Annotated in this window: 15 protein-coding genes; 4 read left to right on the forward strand and 11 right to left on the reverse strand. The window is 68.4% G+C overall.

The annotated features are described in order from the left end of the window. Positions 1 to 28: 28 nt before the first annotated feature. Both ACOZ4I_RS14455 and ACOZ4I_RS14460 read left to right on the forward strand, forming a co-directional pair. The gene (locus ACOZ4I_RS14455; RefSeq protein WP_424000730.1) at positions 29 to 1204 is read left to right on the forward strand and encodes a hypothetical protein; all 1176 of its coding nucleotides are present in this window, start codon (positions 29 to 31) and stop codon (positions 1202 to 1204) included. A gap of 78 nt (positions 1205 to 1282) precedes the next feature. Then, positions 1283 to 1585, forward strand: coding sequence for a cupin domain-containing protein (locus ACOZ4I_RS14460; protein WP_424000732.1), 303 nt, complete (start codon positions 1283 to 1285; stop codon positions 1583 to 1585). Between the two features lie 5 nt (positions 1586 to 1590). Here the strand turns inward: ACOZ4I_RS14460 and ACOZ4I_RS14465 are convergent, their stop codons facing one another. The 3 genes from ACOZ4I_RS14465 to ACOZ4I_RS14475 all read right to left on the reverse strand — a co-directional run bounded on the left by ACOZ4I_RS14465 (position 1591) and on the right by ACOZ4I_RS14475 (position 4653). Next, on the reverse strand, positions 1591 to 2376 hold the full coding sequence (locus ACOZ4I_RS14465; RefSeq protein WP_424000734.1) for a hypothetical protein: 786 nt from the start codon (positions 2374 to 2376) through the stop codon (positions 1591 to 1593). A 39-nt stretch (positions 2377 to 2415) separates the two neighbouring features. Further along, positions 2416 to 3492 carry a CNNM domain-containing protein gene (locus ACOZ4I_RS14470; protein WP_424000736.1) on the reverse strand — a complete coding sequence of 359 codons (1077 nt, stop codon included), beginning with the start codon at positions 3490 to 3492 and terminating at the stop codon, positions 2416 to 2418. A gap of 81 nt (positions 3493 to 3573) precedes the next feature. Then, a complete protein-coding gene (locus tag ACOZ4I_RS14475; RefSeq protein ID WP_424000738.1) occupies positions 3574 to 4653 on the reverse strand; it encodes an oxidoreductase in 1080 nt (359 codons plus the stop codon). Positions 4654 to 4732: 79 nt separating this feature from the next. Between ACOZ4I_RS14475 and ACOZ4I_RS14480 the strand changes: the two genes are divergently transcribed. Beyond that, on the forward strand, positions 4733 to 4981 hold the full coding sequence (locus ACOZ4I_RS14480) for a glutaredoxin family protein (protein ID WP_424000740.1): 249 nt from the start codon (positions 4733 to 4735) through the stop codon (positions 4979 to 4981). Between the two features lie 50 nt (positions 4982 to 5031). On the opposite strand, the gene thiE is transcribed toward ACOZ4I_RS14480, so the two are convergent. Genes thiE through ACOZ4I_RS14515 form a run of 7 tightly spaced genes read right to left on the reverse strand, consistent with a single transcriptional unit; the run spans position 5032 to position 13409 of the window. After that, positions 5032 to 5676 (reverse strand): thiamine phosphate synthase, encoded by a 645-nt coding sequence (thiE, locus tag ACOZ4I_RS14485; RefSeq protein ID WP_424000742.1) that lies wholly within the window; start codon positions 5674 to 5676, stop codon positions 5032 to 5034. Positions 5677 to 5727: 51 nt separating this feature from the next. Beyond that, entirely contained in the window at positions 5728 to 6786 is a 1059-nt protein-coding gene (locus ACOZ4I_RS14490) for a PhoU domain-containing protein (protein WP_424000744.1), read from the reverse strand. A gap of 1 nt (position 6787) precedes the next feature. Next, positions 6788 to 7465, reverse strand: a complete 678-nt coding sequence (gene phoU / locus ACOZ4I_RS14495; RefSeq protein WP_424000746.1) for a phosphate signaling complex protein PhoU — start codon at positions 7463 to 7465, stop codon at positions 6788 to 6790. Positions 7466 to 7470: 5 nt separating this feature from the next. After that, positions 7471 to 8418 (reverse strand): phosphate ABC transporter ATP-binding protein PstB, encoded by a 948-nt coding sequence (pstB, locus tag ACOZ4I_RS14500; protein ID WP_424000748.1) that lies wholly within the window; start codon positions 8416 to 8418, stop codon positions 7471 to 7473. Next, the gene (pstA, locus tag ACOZ4I_RS14505; protein ID WP_424000750.1) at positions 8411 to 11065 is read right to left on the reverse strand and encodes a phosphate ABC transporter permease PstA; all 2655 of its coding nucleotides are present in this window, start codon (positions 11063 to 11065) and stop codon (positions 8411 to 8413) included. Before pstA ends, pstB begins: the two co-directional genes overlap by 8 nt. Continuing rightward, a complete protein-coding gene (gene pstC, locus ACOZ4I_RS14510) occupies positions 11062 to 12183 on the reverse strand; it encodes a phosphate ABC transporter permease subunit PstC (RefSeq protein WP_424000752.1) in 1122 nt (373 codons plus the stop codon). Before pstC ends, pstA begins: the two co-directional genes overlap by 4 nt. Before the next feature lie 59 nt (positions 12184 to 12242). After that, positions 12243 to 13409: a substrate-binding domain-containing protein gene (locus ACOZ4I_RS14515; RefSeq protein ID WP_424000754.1), complete on the reverse strand. Its 1167-nt coding sequence runs from the start codon at positions 13407 to 13409 to the stop codon at positions 12243 to 12245. A gap of 333 nt (positions 13410 to 13742) precedes the next feature. Between ACOZ4I_RS14515 and ACOZ4I_RS14520 the strand changes: the two genes are divergently transcribed. Beyond that, positions 13743 to 14747, forward strand: a complete 1005-nt coding sequence (locus ACOZ4I_RS14520) for a PhoU domain-containing protein (RefSeq protein ID WP_424000756.1) — start codon at positions 13743 to 13745, stop codon at positions 14745 to 14747. Positions 14748 to 14832: 85 nt separating this feature from the next. On the opposite strand, the gene ACOZ4I_RS14525 is transcribed toward ACOZ4I_RS14520, so the two are convergent. Further along, a complete protein-coding gene (locus ACOZ4I_RS14525) occupies positions 14833 to 15618 on the reverse strand; it encodes a DUF7260 family protein (RefSeq protein WP_424000757.1) in 786 nt (261 codons plus the stop codon). Between the last annotated feature and the right edge of the window lie 119 nt (positions 15619 to 15737).

Genomic DNA, 15737 nt, shown 5'->3' on the forward strand with positions numbered 1-15737 from the left:
CCGTCGGCTAGACGCACTCCTCGCATGGGTGGTTACGGGACTGTTCGTCGCTGGCGTCGGACGGTTCGCCGTCGCTGGCGACTGGGACTGGGCGATACTCGCAGCACTCCTCGCCGCGGTGTCGGTCACCGTCCCGCTTGCGACCCGGGACCTCGAACGGACGTTTCCCGCGGAGCTGCTCGGACTGGTGGCGCTGCCGGTGGCGGTGCGCTTGCTGGGTGGCCTGCCGCAGGTCACGCCGTTTCTCGCGGTCGGCGGGCTCGCCCTGCTGGTCGCCGTCGCCCTCGACTCGTTTACGTCACTGGAGATGACACCGCGCTTTGCGACGGTGTTCGTCGTCGTCGTGACGATGGCGTTCGCGGGCGTGTGGGCGGTCGGCATCTACGCGGCCGACGCCCTCTTCGGGACCGCGTTCCTCGACGGACAGACCGAGTTGATGTGGGACCTCGTCACCGCGACGACCGCCGGCGTCGCCGCCGGCATCGTGTTCGAACTTTACTTCGAGCGGTCGGAGCGGATCGCCCGACTGCGCGTCGCTGAGCCGGACAGGTCGGCGACGGACCGGGCGGGAGCGTCCCGCCCCGAGGGCGGCCAGCACCACCGGATCGCCGTCCGGGCGATGCAGGCCGTCCTGGCTGCGATCGCCGCCCTCGCGCTCGTTCGGGGGAACACGACGCTGTTCGTCAACAGCGCCGGCCCGCTCGCCATCACTTTCCTGCCGGCCCTGCTCCGCCGGGAGTACGGCTACGCGATGGACACCGGACTCGCGGTGTGGATCACGCTGGCGGCGACGCTACACGCGGTCGGCGCGTTCGAACTGTACCAGTCGGTCGGCTGGTACGACAGCCTGACGCACACCGTCTCGGCGACGCTGGTGGCGGGGATGGGCTACGCGATCGCCAGAGGCGTGGAACGGCACTCCACCGCCGTCGGCTTCAACCCGAAGTTCCGGGCGACCTTCCTCGTCCTGTTCGTCCTCGCGGTCGGCGTGGCCTGGGAGGTACTGGAGTTCGCAAGCGGCGGCCTCGCGTTGACGGTCGGCGGCGAAGCGGTGCTCGCCCAGTACGGGACGAGCGACATCGTGAACGACCTCGTGTTCAACACGCTCGGCGCGGTCATCGTCGCGGTCTGGAGCACCGCCCACTTCGAGGGGGTCGCCGCCAGACTCGCCGGCCGGGTCGGGTGGCTGGCCGGCGGTGACTGAGACGGCCAGCGGTCACCGAGGCCGGCCGAAACTGGCCGTCGCCGAAAGCGATTCGGTGTCGCGAGCGGACTGACACGTATGGAACGCGCGCACCTGGACTTCGACCGCTACTTCGAGGTCGTCATGGAGACCGACGAGGCGCAGGTCGCTGAGATGACCGTCGAACCGGGACGGGCGGTCGGCGGCCCGGAGAACTATCACGCCGACAGCGACCAGTGGCTGTTCGTCGTCCGTGGGAGCGGCGTCGCGACCGTCGACGGCGAAGAGCAGCGACTCGACGCCGGCGACCTCGTCCGCATCGAGGCCGGCGAGCGCCATGGCATCGAGAACGACGGCGACGAGCCCCTGGAGACGCTGAACCTCTACACGCCGCCGCGATAGCCGTCTCAGGACTCGGTTCGGTCGGTCGGAACGGACAGTTCGTAACAGGAACCGCTCCGAAGGACGAACCCCACACCCGAGTCCGCGAGTGTCCGAGCCAGACTGCCAGTGACAGTCGACTCCCCGTCGGACTGGAGCGCCGTATCAAGCGTCTCGACCTGGGCATCATCGACCGACAGCGGTTCGAGCGCCACACACCGGTCGTCGTCCGTCTCCTCGACCACATACGTTACTTCGGCTGGCTTGTCACCGGTGACTTCCAGCGTGAACGTGTAGTACGACCCGTTGTAGACGTACACCGATTTCGTGGGTTCGAAGCCGCCCTCATCGGAGTCGTACCGGTGCTCACCTGATGCTATCGCGTCGACGGCGGCGCGGCGGTCGCTGTCCGGGAGGTCGGCCACGCGAACCGTCGACTTGTTCCCGGGCCCGTCGACCTCAGTCACGCTGTACTGGTTGACGTATCCACCAAGTCCGCTGGCCCGCTCAACGACCGCGTACGTCGTGCCCTCAAACGCGAAGCAGTCGAAGTCGCGAAGCACATGCGCCCACTCGTGGGCCGTCACATCCCCCGAAGCGTCGCGGGTGGCCGCTTCGAGGTCGTCGGCTGCTTCCGAAAAGACGCCAACGGTCGCCGTTTCGGGTACGGCCGCGGCATCGGCCGGTGACAGCACGACCGGGGCTGGCGTCGCTGTCGCCGTGGCTTCCGTCGAGGGGTCGTCACTAAGTCCGGAACAGCCGGTCACGAGCGTACAGGCAACGGCACCGAGGACGGTCCGGCGGGAGGGCATGGTCGTCGGTTTCCGGGCGAGCGGTAAATGCTTTCAGCGTCAGTCGACGCCGGCCTCGGCGTCCATCGGGTCCTGGATGTCGCCGACGACTTCTTCGAGCAGGTCGGTGACCGTCACCAGCCCGACCACCTCGCCGTCTCGCATCACCAGCGCGACCTCCTGGCTCTCGGCCTGGAACTGGTCGATGGCGTCGCTGACGCTGGTGTCAGCGGCCAGCGTCATCGGCGGCGAGGCGACGGCTTCGAGGTCGATGCCGTCGAGCAGGCCGCCCGACCCGTCCTGTTCCTCGCGCTCGTCGACGAGCGCGGGGATGTAGACGATCCCCAGGAAGTCCTCGAAGTCCTCGCCGACGAGCGGATAGCGGGTGTGGGGCGTCTCGGCGATGCGCGTGGCGTTGGTCTCGTCGTCGTCGGTCGTCGACAGGGCGACGATGTCCTCGCGGGGGACCATCACCTCCTCGACGGGGCGGTCGCCCACCTGGAAGGCGGCGAGCACCTCCTCGCGGCGTTCCTCCGAGAGGTCGCCGCGGTCGAGGACCGAGCCGAGTTCGTTTCGCAGTTCCGCGCGGGACTCGAAGGAGTCGACCTCGGTCTCCAGCCACGCGCCGGACATCTCGACGCCGAACAGGCCCAGCGTCCACTTCGCGACGCCGTCACCGACCTTGATGATCGGCGAGATGAGCAGCGCGAAGTAGTACAGCGGGGTCGCGCCGTACCGACAGACGAACTTCGCGCGTTCGACGCCGAGGTACGTCGGCGTCTGCTCGCCGTGGGTCAGGTGGACGAGGTTGATGATGAGGAAGGCGATGGCCGCGCCGGCCCCGACGCCCGCCAGTCCGGAGGACTTGAAGTACGGCTCGAAGATGGCCGCCAGCGCCGGCTCGGCGACGATCCCGACGGCGATGCTGGAGGCGGTGATGCCCACCTGACAGCTCGTCAGGTAGATCTCGAGGTCGTCGGTCATCTCCCAGGCCCGCCGCAGGCCGGGTTCGTCGAACTCCGACTCCGAGTACTGTCTGGCCCTGGTCAGGGCGAACTCGATGGCGACGAAGAAGCCGTTGGCGAGGATGAGGGCCAGTCCGGCGAGCAACCTGACGGCGAGTTGCACTGTCTGCATGTACCGACGGGGTTCGACGGCCCCATAGGAAAAGGTGCGGCAAGCGTCAGCCGTATCGGAGGTCGCGACGGAACGCGGGCGTCAGTTCCCGTCGCCGTGGCGTCGGCGAGCGAGCCAGCGGCCGATCACCAGCGCGGCCCCGCCGGCGACAGCGACCGTGGCGACTCGGCGACCGGTCGAGCCGCCCGACCCGTCGGCGTCCGCCGTCGCGTCGACCACCGGTTCCTCGCCGAAGTCGTACTCGACGCCGGTGAGGTCGGCCGAGACCGTCCAGAGGCGCTCTGCGGCTCCCTCGTCGGTGGAGGCCGGACTCGATTCCTGGAACTCCGGCGCGCCGCGCATTCCGAACAGGCCGCCGGGACCGACGTACTCGCCGCCGGAGACGTCGTCGGCCGTCGCGGCGTAGAGCATCGGGAGCGCGCCTCGCTCGGCGGACTGGGCGAACACCGCGTTGGCGACGCGCATGGCAACTGCCCGGGCCGTCGACCCCGTCTCGCGCGGCCCGCGGAACTGGAGGTCGGTGTCTGCGTACCCGGGGTGGCAGGCGACGCTCACCACGTCGTCCCACCCGTAGCGCTCCAGTCGCCGCTGGAGTTCGTAGGCGAAGAGGAGGTTCGCGAGCTTGCTCTGGGCGTAGGCGTCCCACCGGTCGTAGGACGCCTCGGACTGCAGGTCCTCGAAGTCGATCTCGCCGCGCTCGTGGAGGCCGCTGGACTGCGTGACGATTCGGGCCTTCTCGTCGGCTGCGTCGAGCAGGTCCAGCAGGCGGCCGGTCAGCGCGAAGTGCCCGAGGTGGTTGACGCCGAACTGCGTCTCGAAGCCGTCCTCGGTCTCGCTCCGGGGAATCGCCATCACGCCGGCGTTGTTACACAGCACGTCGACGGCGTCGTAGTCGTCGCGGAGGCCGTCGGCGAACGACGCCACGCTGTCGAGGTCCCCGAGGTCGCACTCGCGCACGTCGAGCGACGCGTCGGCCACCGCCGCCCGTATCTCGTCGGCGGCCGCCTCGCCGCGGTCGACGCTCCGGCAGGCCATCACCACGGTCGCGCCCTGCCGGGCGAACGCCTTCGAGCCTTCGAGTCCGAGTCCGCTGTTCGCGCCCGTCACGACGACCGTCCGGTCCGTCATGGAGGGCATGTCGGCGGCAGTCCAGTCCGTCATACCTCCGGTTGTGGCGCGAGACACTGAAACCCATCGGCGACGGCAGGGCCTTTGGTCGCCGGCCGCGTAGGCCCCGGCGATGAGCGACGTGCCGGTCACCGTCTACACGCGCGAGGACTGTCACCTCTGTGAGGAGGCCGTCGAGACCATCGAGCGGGTCGCTGACGACGAGGGCGTCGCCGTGGCGCTCGACCTCGTCGACGTGGACGCTGACCCCGAACTGCGCGATGAGTACGGCGAGCGCGTCCCGTACGTCTTCGTCGACGGCTCGCCAGCGTTCAAGTACCACGTCGACGAGCGACGGCTGCGAGAGAAACTGCGGGGCTGACGGTCCAGTGGATCAGTTCTCCGACCGACCCTCAGTACCCCGACCAGCCGTCAGTTTTCGGAGCGAGCGCGCTCGACCGCCGCGGCGAGGTCGGCCGTCGCCGCCGCCGGGTCGTCGGCGGCGGTAATCGCGGTGATGACGGCGACGCCGTCGGCCCCGGCCGCGACCACGTCGGCCGCGTTCTCGGCCGTGATGCCGCCGATTCCCACGATGGGCACGTCCACGGCGTCGGCGATGGCGGCGACCCGTTCGGGCCCGACCGCGCGTTCGTCCTCGGGGATGTCGTCTTTCGAGCCGGTAGCGAACACCGCGCCCACGCCGAGGTAGTCGGCCCCCGCCGCTTCGGCGTCGCGGGCGGCCGCGACGGTCGAGACGGAGCGACCGACGATGGCGTCCTCGCCGAGGAGGTCCCGCGCGACCGGAACCGGCAGGTCGTCGTCGCCGAGGTGGACGCCGTCGGCGTCGAGCGCCTGCGCCAGGTCCACCCGGTCGTTGACGACGAAGGCGACGCCGGCCTCGCGAGTCAGTTCCCGCACTCGCCGGCCGAGTTCGTAGCGCTCGCGCGCCGAGCGGTCCTTCTCGCGGAGTTGCACGACGCCGACGCCGCCGTCGATGGCGGCGGCGACGACCTCGGCGGTGTCCCGGCCCGCGGAGAGCGAGGCCTGTGTGACCAGATACACGTCCCAGTCGACCATACGCGGCCTCCGACGGACGGCAGTAAGTCGGTTCCGAATCGACGGGCCGTCTCAGCTCTCGGACTCGGCCGACGGTCCCGACGCGCCCGCGCTCTCCTCGGCGACGGGGTCGGTCAGGCCGCCGTCGCGGACCGCCATCCGCAGACCGAACTCGGCGATGTTGCCCCCGTGCTGGGCGGTCCGCGAGAGGCTGTCGAGCACGCGCGTCAGCCGGTAGTCGGCGTCGGTCGACTCGAACAGGTGCTGGTCGAGGTCGCCGACGCGGTCACAGACCGACCGGCGTCGCGAGAGGGTCTGTCGCGCGGTGTCGACGTGAGCGTCGCCGATGACCACGCGCACCGCGTCCTCGACGACGGCGCGGGCATCCCGCGCGAGATCGGCGAGGTCGGCGGCGAGGCCCTCGTCCGGCGGCTCGTCGAGCCGTTCGGCGACGAGCCCGATACGCTCGGCGTGGTCGGCGACGCGTTCGAGTTCGTTCGCCGTCGCCCAGAGACCGAACAGCTCCGGGCGCGTCAGCCCGAGCGCGTCGATCTCGTCGAGGCGGGCGAGCCCGCGCTCGAAGTAGCGGTCGATCATCGCGTACAGCCGGTCGGCCTGCTCGTCGCGGTCGCCCCAGCGGTCGCCCGTCGAGCCGCTGGTCAGCGTCGCCGTCGCGTCCCGGTGCATCGACAGCGCGACGAACTGGAGCTGGCGGACCGACTGGGTGACCGACACCTCGCTCGCGTCGAGCAGGGTCTGGACGGTCACCCGCGTGTCGGTCGCCTCGGTCACGGTCACGCCGGTCAGGTTCCGCGCGACGCGCTCGACGGCGCGGCGCTGGGCGTCGGAGAGCCCCTCGGGCGCGTCGAGGACGACGGACTCGACGCCGGCGGCGTAGGCCGCCCGGAGCGTCTGTTCGATCCCGTCGGGCTCGTCGGACCCGATGTCGAGCGAGACGCGGCTGGTCGTCTCCGCCTCGGATTCGGGCGTCTGGATGACGAGCAGGCCGTCGATGTGCGTGTGGAGATTCACCGTCGTGCCGGCCGTGCAGTCCTCGGACTCGGCCCACTCCTTCGGGAGCGAGACCGTGTACGTGCCGCCGCCGACCGTCTGTATCTTGCGTTGCTCCATGTCAGTAGAGGAGTTCGGAGTCGGTCTCGACCATGTACAGCGTGCGCGCCGCGACGTTGACGGCGTGATCGCCGACGCGTTCGAGGTCCCGGACCGTCAGCAGCAGCCGCGAAACGTCGTCGAGTAGCTGTTCGACCGACCAGAGGTCGTCGCCGTCGCCCTCTCGCTCGATGAGGTCGCGGGCGACGGTCTCGCTGGCCTGCTGACAGAGCGCGTCGAGGTGGTCGTCGTCGGCCGCGATGTCTCGACAGGCCGCCACGTCCTCGCGCTCGTAGGCGTCGAGGCTCCGCTCGATCATGCGGGTGGCCTCGCGGCCGATCGTGTCCACGTCGACCTCCGGCGCGAGCCGGCGATCGGTCGCCAGCGCGTACGCGCCGAGGTTCGTCGCCAGGTCACCGACGCGTTCGAGGTCGGTGATGATCTTGAACGACGCGGCGACGAAGCGCAGGTCGGAGGCGACCGGTTGCTGGAGGGCGAACAGGTCGATGCAGTCCGATTCAAGAGACAGATACAGCTCGTTGATCTCGTCGTCGCCGTCGATGACCTCCCGGGCGAGGGGCTCGTCGTTCGTCTCCAGCGCCGTCAGCGCCGCGTCGAGGCGTTCGACGACCAGGTCGCCCATGTCGACCACGTCGTCTCGGAGGTCGTCCAGCAACTGCTGGTACGACTCGCGCGACATCTGAGTCACCCGAACTTGCCGGTGATGTAGTCCTCGACGCGCTGGCTCTCGGGGTTCTCGAAGATCTTGTCGGTGTCGTCGTACTCGACGAGCTCGCCGCCGGTGAGGAAGACGGCGGTCTGATCGGAGATACGGGCCGCCTGCTGCATGTTGTGGGTGACGATGACGACCGTGTAGTCCTTCGAGAGTTCCTCGACGAGGTCCTCGATCTTCGAGGTGGCGATGGGATCGAGCGCCGAAGCCGGTTCGTCCATCAGGATGACCTCAGGGTCGACGGCGAGGCAGCGCGCGATACAGAGGCGCTGTTGTTGCCCGCCGGAGAGGCCGAGCGCGTTGTCGTCGAGGCGGTCGTTGACCTCGTCCCACAGCGCCGCCTGCTTCAGCGAGCGCTCGACGAGTTCGGCCTCGGCCTCGGTGTCGTCGCGGCCGAACAGCCGCGCGAGCAGGCCCTTGTTGATGTCGCCGTGCTTTCGCGGGCCGTAGGAGATGTTCTCGCGGATGGACTTCGGGAAGGGATTTGGCGACTGGAACACCATGCCGATGCGCTTGCGCAGTTCGACGAGGTTGGCGTTCGGGTCGTAGATCTCGGTCCCTTCGAGTTCGACCGAGCCGTCGATGCGCGCGGCCTTGATGCGGTCGTTCATGCGGTTGAGACACCGCAGGTAGGTCGACTTGCCACAGCCAGAGGGGCCGATGAGGGCCGTGACGCTGTTCTCGGGGATCTCCATCGAGACGCTCTTGAGCGCGTGGTCGTCCCCGTACCAGACGTCCAGGTCTTCGACGGAGAGTTTCGCCCGGCCGTCGAACTGGTACTGCGTCCACTCCTCGCGGACCCGCTCGTCGCTCTCGCCGGCGGTCGTCTGGATGCCGGGTGCGTCGCCGTCGGTGCGCGCCTGTGTGCCGGTACTCGCCTGTGCGTCGGTGCTCGTCTCGGTGTTGATGCTGTCACTCATAGTCGAGTTTCCTCCGGAAGTAGGTCCGCGCGGTGATGCCGACGGCGTAGAACGTCAGCACGACCATCAGAAGGATGAACGCCGTCGCCCACCCCATCTGCGGCGACCCCGACACCCCCGCCGCGATGACGGCCCACACCTGCGTCGGGAGCGACGCCGAGGCCGTCAGCAGGGCGTCGTTGACGACGAACGGCGGGCGCGCGACGAAGCGGAAACCGCCGATGACGTCGACGGCGTTGGTCGCGTTGAGCGTCGACCCCAGCACGAGGATGAGCGGGGCCGTCTCGCCCGCGATGCGGCCGACGCCGAGGATGACGCCGGTGATGACGCCGGGCATCGCCGCGGGCAGGACGACGCTCTTGATCGTCTCCCACTGGCTCACCCCCAGCGCCGCGCTGGCGTCGCGGTACTCGTTCGGGACGGACTTGATCGCCTCGCGAGAGGTGATGAGCACGAGCGGCAGGAGCATGAAGCCCAGCACGAGCATCCCCGCGAGCAGCGACTCGTCGCCGCCGAGGCGGGGGATGAGGAAGGCCGCGCCGAACAGGCCGAAGACGATGCTCGGCGTCGACCAGAGCGCGTTGGTCGCGATCTCGACCAGCGCGGTGAACCGGCCCTGTTCGGCGTACTCGGTCAGGAACACGGCCGCGCCGAGCCCGAGTGGCACGGCGAACAGCGTCGCCCCGACGACCAGCCACACCGTGCCGACGATGGCCGGCATGATGCCGCCCGGTTCGAGGCCGAGCGGGATGTAGGCCTGCATCACCATCGGCCACGAGAGACTGCCCTCGTTGGCGACGGAGACGCCGAGGACGGTGAACGAGACGCCGGTGACGGCGACGTGCAGCCCCACCAGTGCGACGAAGCCCGTCGCCCCGACGAGGCCGAGGCGCGTCTCCTCGGCGAGCAGTCGTCGTGCGATCGTCTCCTCGCTCTCCCGTCGGGCGACGGTCGTCAGCACCGCGACCGCGAGGGAGGCGACCGCGCCCAGCAGCGCGACCGCGGGGACGAGGTTCACCGGGCCGACCAGCGGATTGACGCCGGCGACGGGCTGGAGGAACAGTGCCGCGGTCAGCAGGCCGAGCCCGCCGAACACGCCGAGCGTGAACAGCGGGGCCTCGTCCTGTGCGCTGGCCGCGAGCGAGTCACCGTCGCTCGCCAGGACGCCGGCCAGCGGGAGGACGGCCAGCGCGCCCGCGGCGACGGTTCCCGCGACGACGGCGGCGAAGCCGAGCGTCCCGCCGAGGGGCAGCCCGAGCGGACGCGGACCGAGTACGAGGAAGAAACCGGTCAGCGCGACGAGACCGAGAATCGCCGTCGGGACGGCCTGCCGGATCGAGCCGACTCGACCCGACTGCGTGCCGACGCTCCGAAGCGACCCGAACGAGCGGAAGAACGTCACCGCGAGCAGGAGCGCCGGTGCTACAAGGAGGAGCGTGCCGACCGTCGCGTCGGGAGTCACCGTGATCGCCGTGTCGATGGTCTCGCCGGATCGGTTGACCTGGACGACGTAGGTGAAGGCGTACCGGAGCGTCGACCCCGTGGCCAGCACCCCGACGAGAACGGAGACCAGCGAGCCGACGAGCGCCAGCGGGAGGACCCGAAACAGCTGTCGTACGCCCGTGTTCCAGTCGCTCGTGCCGGCCGGTGAGCGAGCGAACTGGACCGCACCGACGAGCGCCGGCGACAGCACGACGAGCAGGGTCAGCGCGCCGACCGTGATGCCGTGGACGGCGTAGCCGACCCCTTTGAGAGTCACGAACAGGACGATGGTCGCCATCACGGCGACCATGAGGAAGGCGTTGAGGTTGATGACGAGGAACGCGCCGTACTCGCGGCCGCGAGCACCGAACCCGGCGCGGCACTTCGCCGCGGACCAGGCCGACAGCAGCGTCCCGAACAGGAGGAAGACCGGGACGACCGCGCTGCCGGTGAAGCCGCCCGAGAGTGTCTGGGGGTTCCACTGCCAGCCGACGCCGATGACGCCCGTGACGATCACCAGCCCGAGCGTCGCGACGACGAGCGCGGGCGACACCGTCGAGCCGACGTCCTCGCGCGGGAGGACGGTCACAGCGAGCAGGAACGCGCCGGTGGCGAACGCGACGACGGCCCACAGCGGCGAGCCGAACCCGACGAGCGCTCCGCCGATGACGGTCCCGAACGCGAGGCCGATCGCGCCGAAGACCGACCCGGCGAGGAGCCCGGCGCTCATGTTCGGTTCCGAGTCGACGACGCCGAACCGGGAAGTGACGCCGGCGGCGACCAGCGCCAGCGCCTCGACCAGCAAGACGACGCCGAGGAGCGTCGCCATCGTGACCGGGAGGGCGACCGCGAGGACGGTCAGCGAAAGCGTACTGACGACGAGGCCGATCCCGATGCCGCGCACGCGCTGTGACGTGACGGGAGCGACGCCGGTGTAGGAGGCGAGACCGGAGAGTCCGACCGCGCCGACGACGACCGCGAGCAGGGTCGCGAACGCTCCGGTGAGTGCGCTCCCGCTGGCGTCGAGCGGGACGAGGCCGACGAGGGTCACCATCCCCAGGGCGAAGCCGACGACGCTGAGCGCGATGGCCGCGTCGAGGCCCCGGTCGTAGACGTTCGATTCCGCGCTGACGAGTTGGTCGGTGGTCGCGTAGGCGTCGCTCATTGGTTCCCCTTCAGTTTCTCCTGCATGCGTTGCTCGATGAACTGCGAGACGATGCTCATCCCGGCGACGATGACGAACAGCATGACGCCGGCGACGAACAGCACGTCGATGGTGCTCTCCGAGGCGCTGCCGTACTGGGTGGCGATGAGGCTCGTCAGCGTCACGTTCGCGTCGAAGATGTCGAACAGCGGGTTGGCGAACTGCGTCCCGGCGGCCATGATCGCGGCCACGGCCATCGTCTCGCCGATGGCCCGCCCGAGGCCGAGGATGACGGCCGCGGAGATGCCCGAGAACGCCGCCGGGATAGAGATGCTCTTCATCGTCTGCCACTCGGTCGCGCCCATCGCGACCGAGCCGTCACCCATCGACTGGGGGACGCTCGACAGCGCGTCCTCGCCGACGGAGACGACCGTCGGCAGCGCCATCACGCCGACGACGACGCCGGCGATCAGGAAGCTCGCGCCGTCGTCGAGGAAGTTCGTCTGGATGAAGCCGTTCAGCACCTGGAAGCCGATGAACCCGTAGACGATCGAGGGGATTCCGGCCAGGATCTCGACGCCCGGTTTGATGAACTCGCGCAGTCGGTCGCTGGCGACCTCCGCGATGAACAGCGCGCCGAAGAGGCCGAGCGGGCCGGCCACCGCGCCCGCGATGATGGTGACGACGACCGTCGCCCAGATCATCGGGATCAGGGAGTAGGCCCCGCTGAGCGGGTTCCAGTACGTCTCGGCCGTCGGCAGCACGCCCTCGAGCCAGAAGAACCACCGTGGCTCGCCGCTCTGGACGGGGATCAGGAGGAGTCCCAGACCGTGTTCGAGAAACGCCGGGAGCGCGCTCACGAACAGGAAGAACGTGATGAAGCCCACGGTCAACACCGTCAGTATCGTCGCGACGAGCGTCAGCAACCGCGCGATTTCGGCCTGATAGGTCACCCATCCCAGTGCGGTGATAAACAGGAACGCCAGCAGCATCGGCAGCGCCAGCGCCGGCCGAAAGAGGAACACCAGAATCGTCGCGACCAGCGTGAGCGCCGAGCCGCCGACGGCAAGCAGTGAGCCGTCTACCGACACCCCGCCCGACATCGTCTCGCCTTCCGTCGTAGATAGTTCGTCTGTCATTGTATGGAAAATCGACCAACGCGGTCGACGATCGATCGGCTACGACCAGCCGCGGTCGCTTAGGCCTGGTCGGGCAGCTTGTTGCGCTCTTCTTCGAGGCGGCGCTCGCCGAGCGTGAAGTAGTTGTTCGGCGCGACGAACGTCTCCTGACCGAACTCGGAGAGGATCATGTTGATGAACGCGCCCTCCTTGTTGGAGGTGCCCTGCCACGTGTACATGTGGAGGTCACGCGAGAGCGGGTACTTCTTCGAGTCCAGCCCGTTCTGCGGGTCCTCGTACTTGTACGTGGTGCCTTCCCACTCGAGAGCGATGGGGGCGAGGCCGTCAGTGTTGATGAACGCGAGCGCGAGGTAGCTGATCGCGTTGTCGGCCTGGGCGATGGCCTGGGCGAGACGCTGGTTCTGGCCGTAGCGGTTGGCGACGGAGGTGTCCTCTTCGGGGTTGCCGAAGACGTTGGAGACGAACGAGGTTCGCGTCCCCGAGCCCTTGACGCGGCCGAGGACCTGGATCTCCTTGTCCGGGCCACCGAGTTCGCTCCAGTTGGTGAGTCGGCCCTTGTAGAGGTCCTTCAGCTGCTGGCCGGTGATCTTCTCGACGCCGGCGTCGGCGATCTCCTGGGAGACGACGAGCGGCTGGCCGTCGACGGCGATGACGTGATCGATGAAGTCGTCGTAGGAGTCGCGGTCGGGCAGTTCGTCCTCGACGTTCCCGCTGGAGTTCCCGAGGTCGAGCTGGCCGTTCATGACCTTCTCGACGCCGGTCCCGGAGTGCGAGAGCGCGACGGAGACGGGGAACGGCGGATCGCCGTTCTGGCCTGCCTCGAAGCCGTAGAGACCGGCCCAGTAGTCGGCGAGGTTCTTCTCCGTGTCGATGTCGTACTCGCCGTGGGGCCAGTACTCGGAGTCGCTGGCCGGACGGTTGGCGTTCCAGTAGGAGGCCGCGGTGTTGGCGACGGGATACACCGTCGAGGAACCGCCGGATTCGAGCGGGCCGGAGCCCATGGAACTGCTTCCTTCGTCGGTGGACGCGGTCTCTTCCATCTCCGTGTCCGTCTCGGGAGCGGCAGTGTTCGCACTGCCGTCCGAGCTGGTGTCCGTGCTGGCACCACCGTCCGAACTGCTTCCACTGGAACAGCCGGCGACGGCCGCGACGCCGGTCGCACCCGTTGTCGCGATGAACTTGCGTCGTGATACCCGGTCAGACAGCCGCTCTGAGTCGTGCGCCATCACCTGACTGGTCGGGGAAGGATAGTAAGTAAGCTGCTAAGATACCTCTATTGTATGCCGTAGAATTATATAGAAGAACCATGTCCAACGTTCACAAACTCGTTCGACAATATCGGTATGTTTCGCCACAGATATATCCTCTACTGCACGAAATCGACCGAATTGCAGAGCTGTCCACTGGCCGACCAATACGGCCGACCCACCCCCACTATAGCAGCAATAATTTCCGCATATCGGCCGAATTACCGGCTATTTTGACCCAAATATTAGCTCCCCAATACAATATATAGATATGAGTGGATTTATATCATCCCCGGCGTGATTGACGCTCACATGGAGACACGCAAGGTGCAGGTGACCGGCGGATCGACGTACACCGTCTCCCTCCCGAAGGAGTGGGCGACCGAGAACGACGTGAGTGCCGGCAGCGTCGTCGAGTTCCACGCCGAGCGCGACCTGCTGTTGCTCGCGCCACAGCAGGAGAACGGCCGCGTGGAGGGGTCACTCGACGTGGACGGGCTCGAAGACAAGCACGAACTCACGCGTGCGGTGATGACGATGTACGTCAGCGGCTTCGACATCATCGAACTCGAAGCGTCCCGGATCACGGCCGAGCAGCGCCGCACCATCCGCGACGCCACCCAGGGCCTCGTCGGCCTCGAAATGATAGAGGAAACGACCGACCGCGTCGTCCTGCAGGACCTCCTCGACTCCTCGGAGCTGTCGGTTCACAACGCCATCACGCGCATGCGCCTGGTCTCGCTGACGATGCTCTCGGACGCCGTCGAGGCGCTCATCGAGGACGACGACGACCTCGCCCAGGACGTGATGCAGCGCGACGACGACGTCGACCGCCTCTGGTACATGGTCTCGCGCGTCTTCCGCACCGTCCTCCGCAATCCGACCGCCGCCAACGAGATCGGCTTCCCCCGCGAGACCGTCTTCGACTTCCAATCGAGCGCCCGCCAACTGGAGCGCATCGCCGACCACGCCACCAAGATCGCCAGCCTCTCGCTCGAAATCGGCGAGATCACCGGCGAAACCGCCGACCTGCTCCATCGCCTCGAATCGGAGGCCCTCGCCGTGCCCGAGACCGCGATGGACGCCCTCCTGGCCGAGGAGTCCGACGAGGCGGTCGAACTCGCCAACGACGCCCGCGCCCGGATTCCCGCCGTCGACGACACCGCAAGGGAGGTCGACGGGGAGATCCGGGAATTCGACCCGCAGAGCGCGCAGGTCCTCGGACTCGTCGTCGACTCGCTGTCGCGAACCGCCGACTACGGCGGCAACATCGCCGAGAGCGCCCTCCAGAAGGCCGCACCGCGTCCCCAGTCCTAACGGCAGATACGCCCTCGCGGACGTGTCCAATCGGTCGTCTTCTCGCGACTTCGCCACGCCGAGGCCACCGGCCGCGCTCAGCCCCCTACTGCAGACAGTACCGCCGCTGTCGCTGCACCGTTTCGAGACACGCGACGACGTCGGCCAGCGCCGGACACGTCACCGACTCCTCGGCGTAGAGATACTGCGCCAGGCTGGTCTCGTCGATCCCCGAGAGCGCGGCGGCCGACCGGTCGTGGAGCCGGCGCTGACGTCGGGCCGCGACGGCCTCGCACTCCGCTTCGATGTCGGCCAGCTCGTCGTCGATGGCCGAGAGACGCGTCGAATCGACCGTCCGTCTGGCGTTCGCGCCGAGGACAGTCGCCCGACGCTCGCAGTCGTCGAGGCGCTCCCGAACCGCCGCCAGCGAGTCGCGCTCGCGTTCGAGCACGGGAAGCATGGTCTCGCGCTCGTCCTGTGCCCGCTCGCTCGCGGCCAGCACGGCCTCGTACACCTGCGGCGTCAGCCGCGTCCCGTCGGCGATCTGGGCGGCGAGGTCCGCACCGAACTCCACGGCCACGTTCGCTTCGAGCGTGTCGTCGTACTCGGCCTCGAAGTGCGGCACGTCCATCACCGTCTCACGGTAGGCCGCCCGGACGGACCGCAGGCCCGCGTCGGGCTTCGTCGCCGTCGCCAGCATCGACGCCGCACCGCCGCCCGATACGCCGACACCGCCGGTCGACGGCGATGAGGGCTCGATCGCGCGAACGCGCGACCGGAAGCGTCTGAACGCCGTCAGTTCGGCCTCGATACACTCGATTTCACGGTCGACCACGCCGAGGGCGGCGTCGATGCGAGGGTGGCTCGTCTCGGGACCGTCGGTGTGAGACACGGGTGAGTCGAGTTGGAATTTGCCGGCCCTGATATAGTTATTTTCTATGTTGTCTATATAGTTCGTGGTAGTAGTGAGTATCGCTACAGACGAGACCGAATTCGAGACGCCAGCCACGA

Origin of the sequence: Haloarcula salina (assembly GCF_049603855.1) — an archaeon.
Taxonomy (GTDB): domain Archaea; phylum Halobacteriota; class Halobacteria; order Halobacteriales; family Haloarculaceae; genus Haloarcula; species Haloarcula salina_A.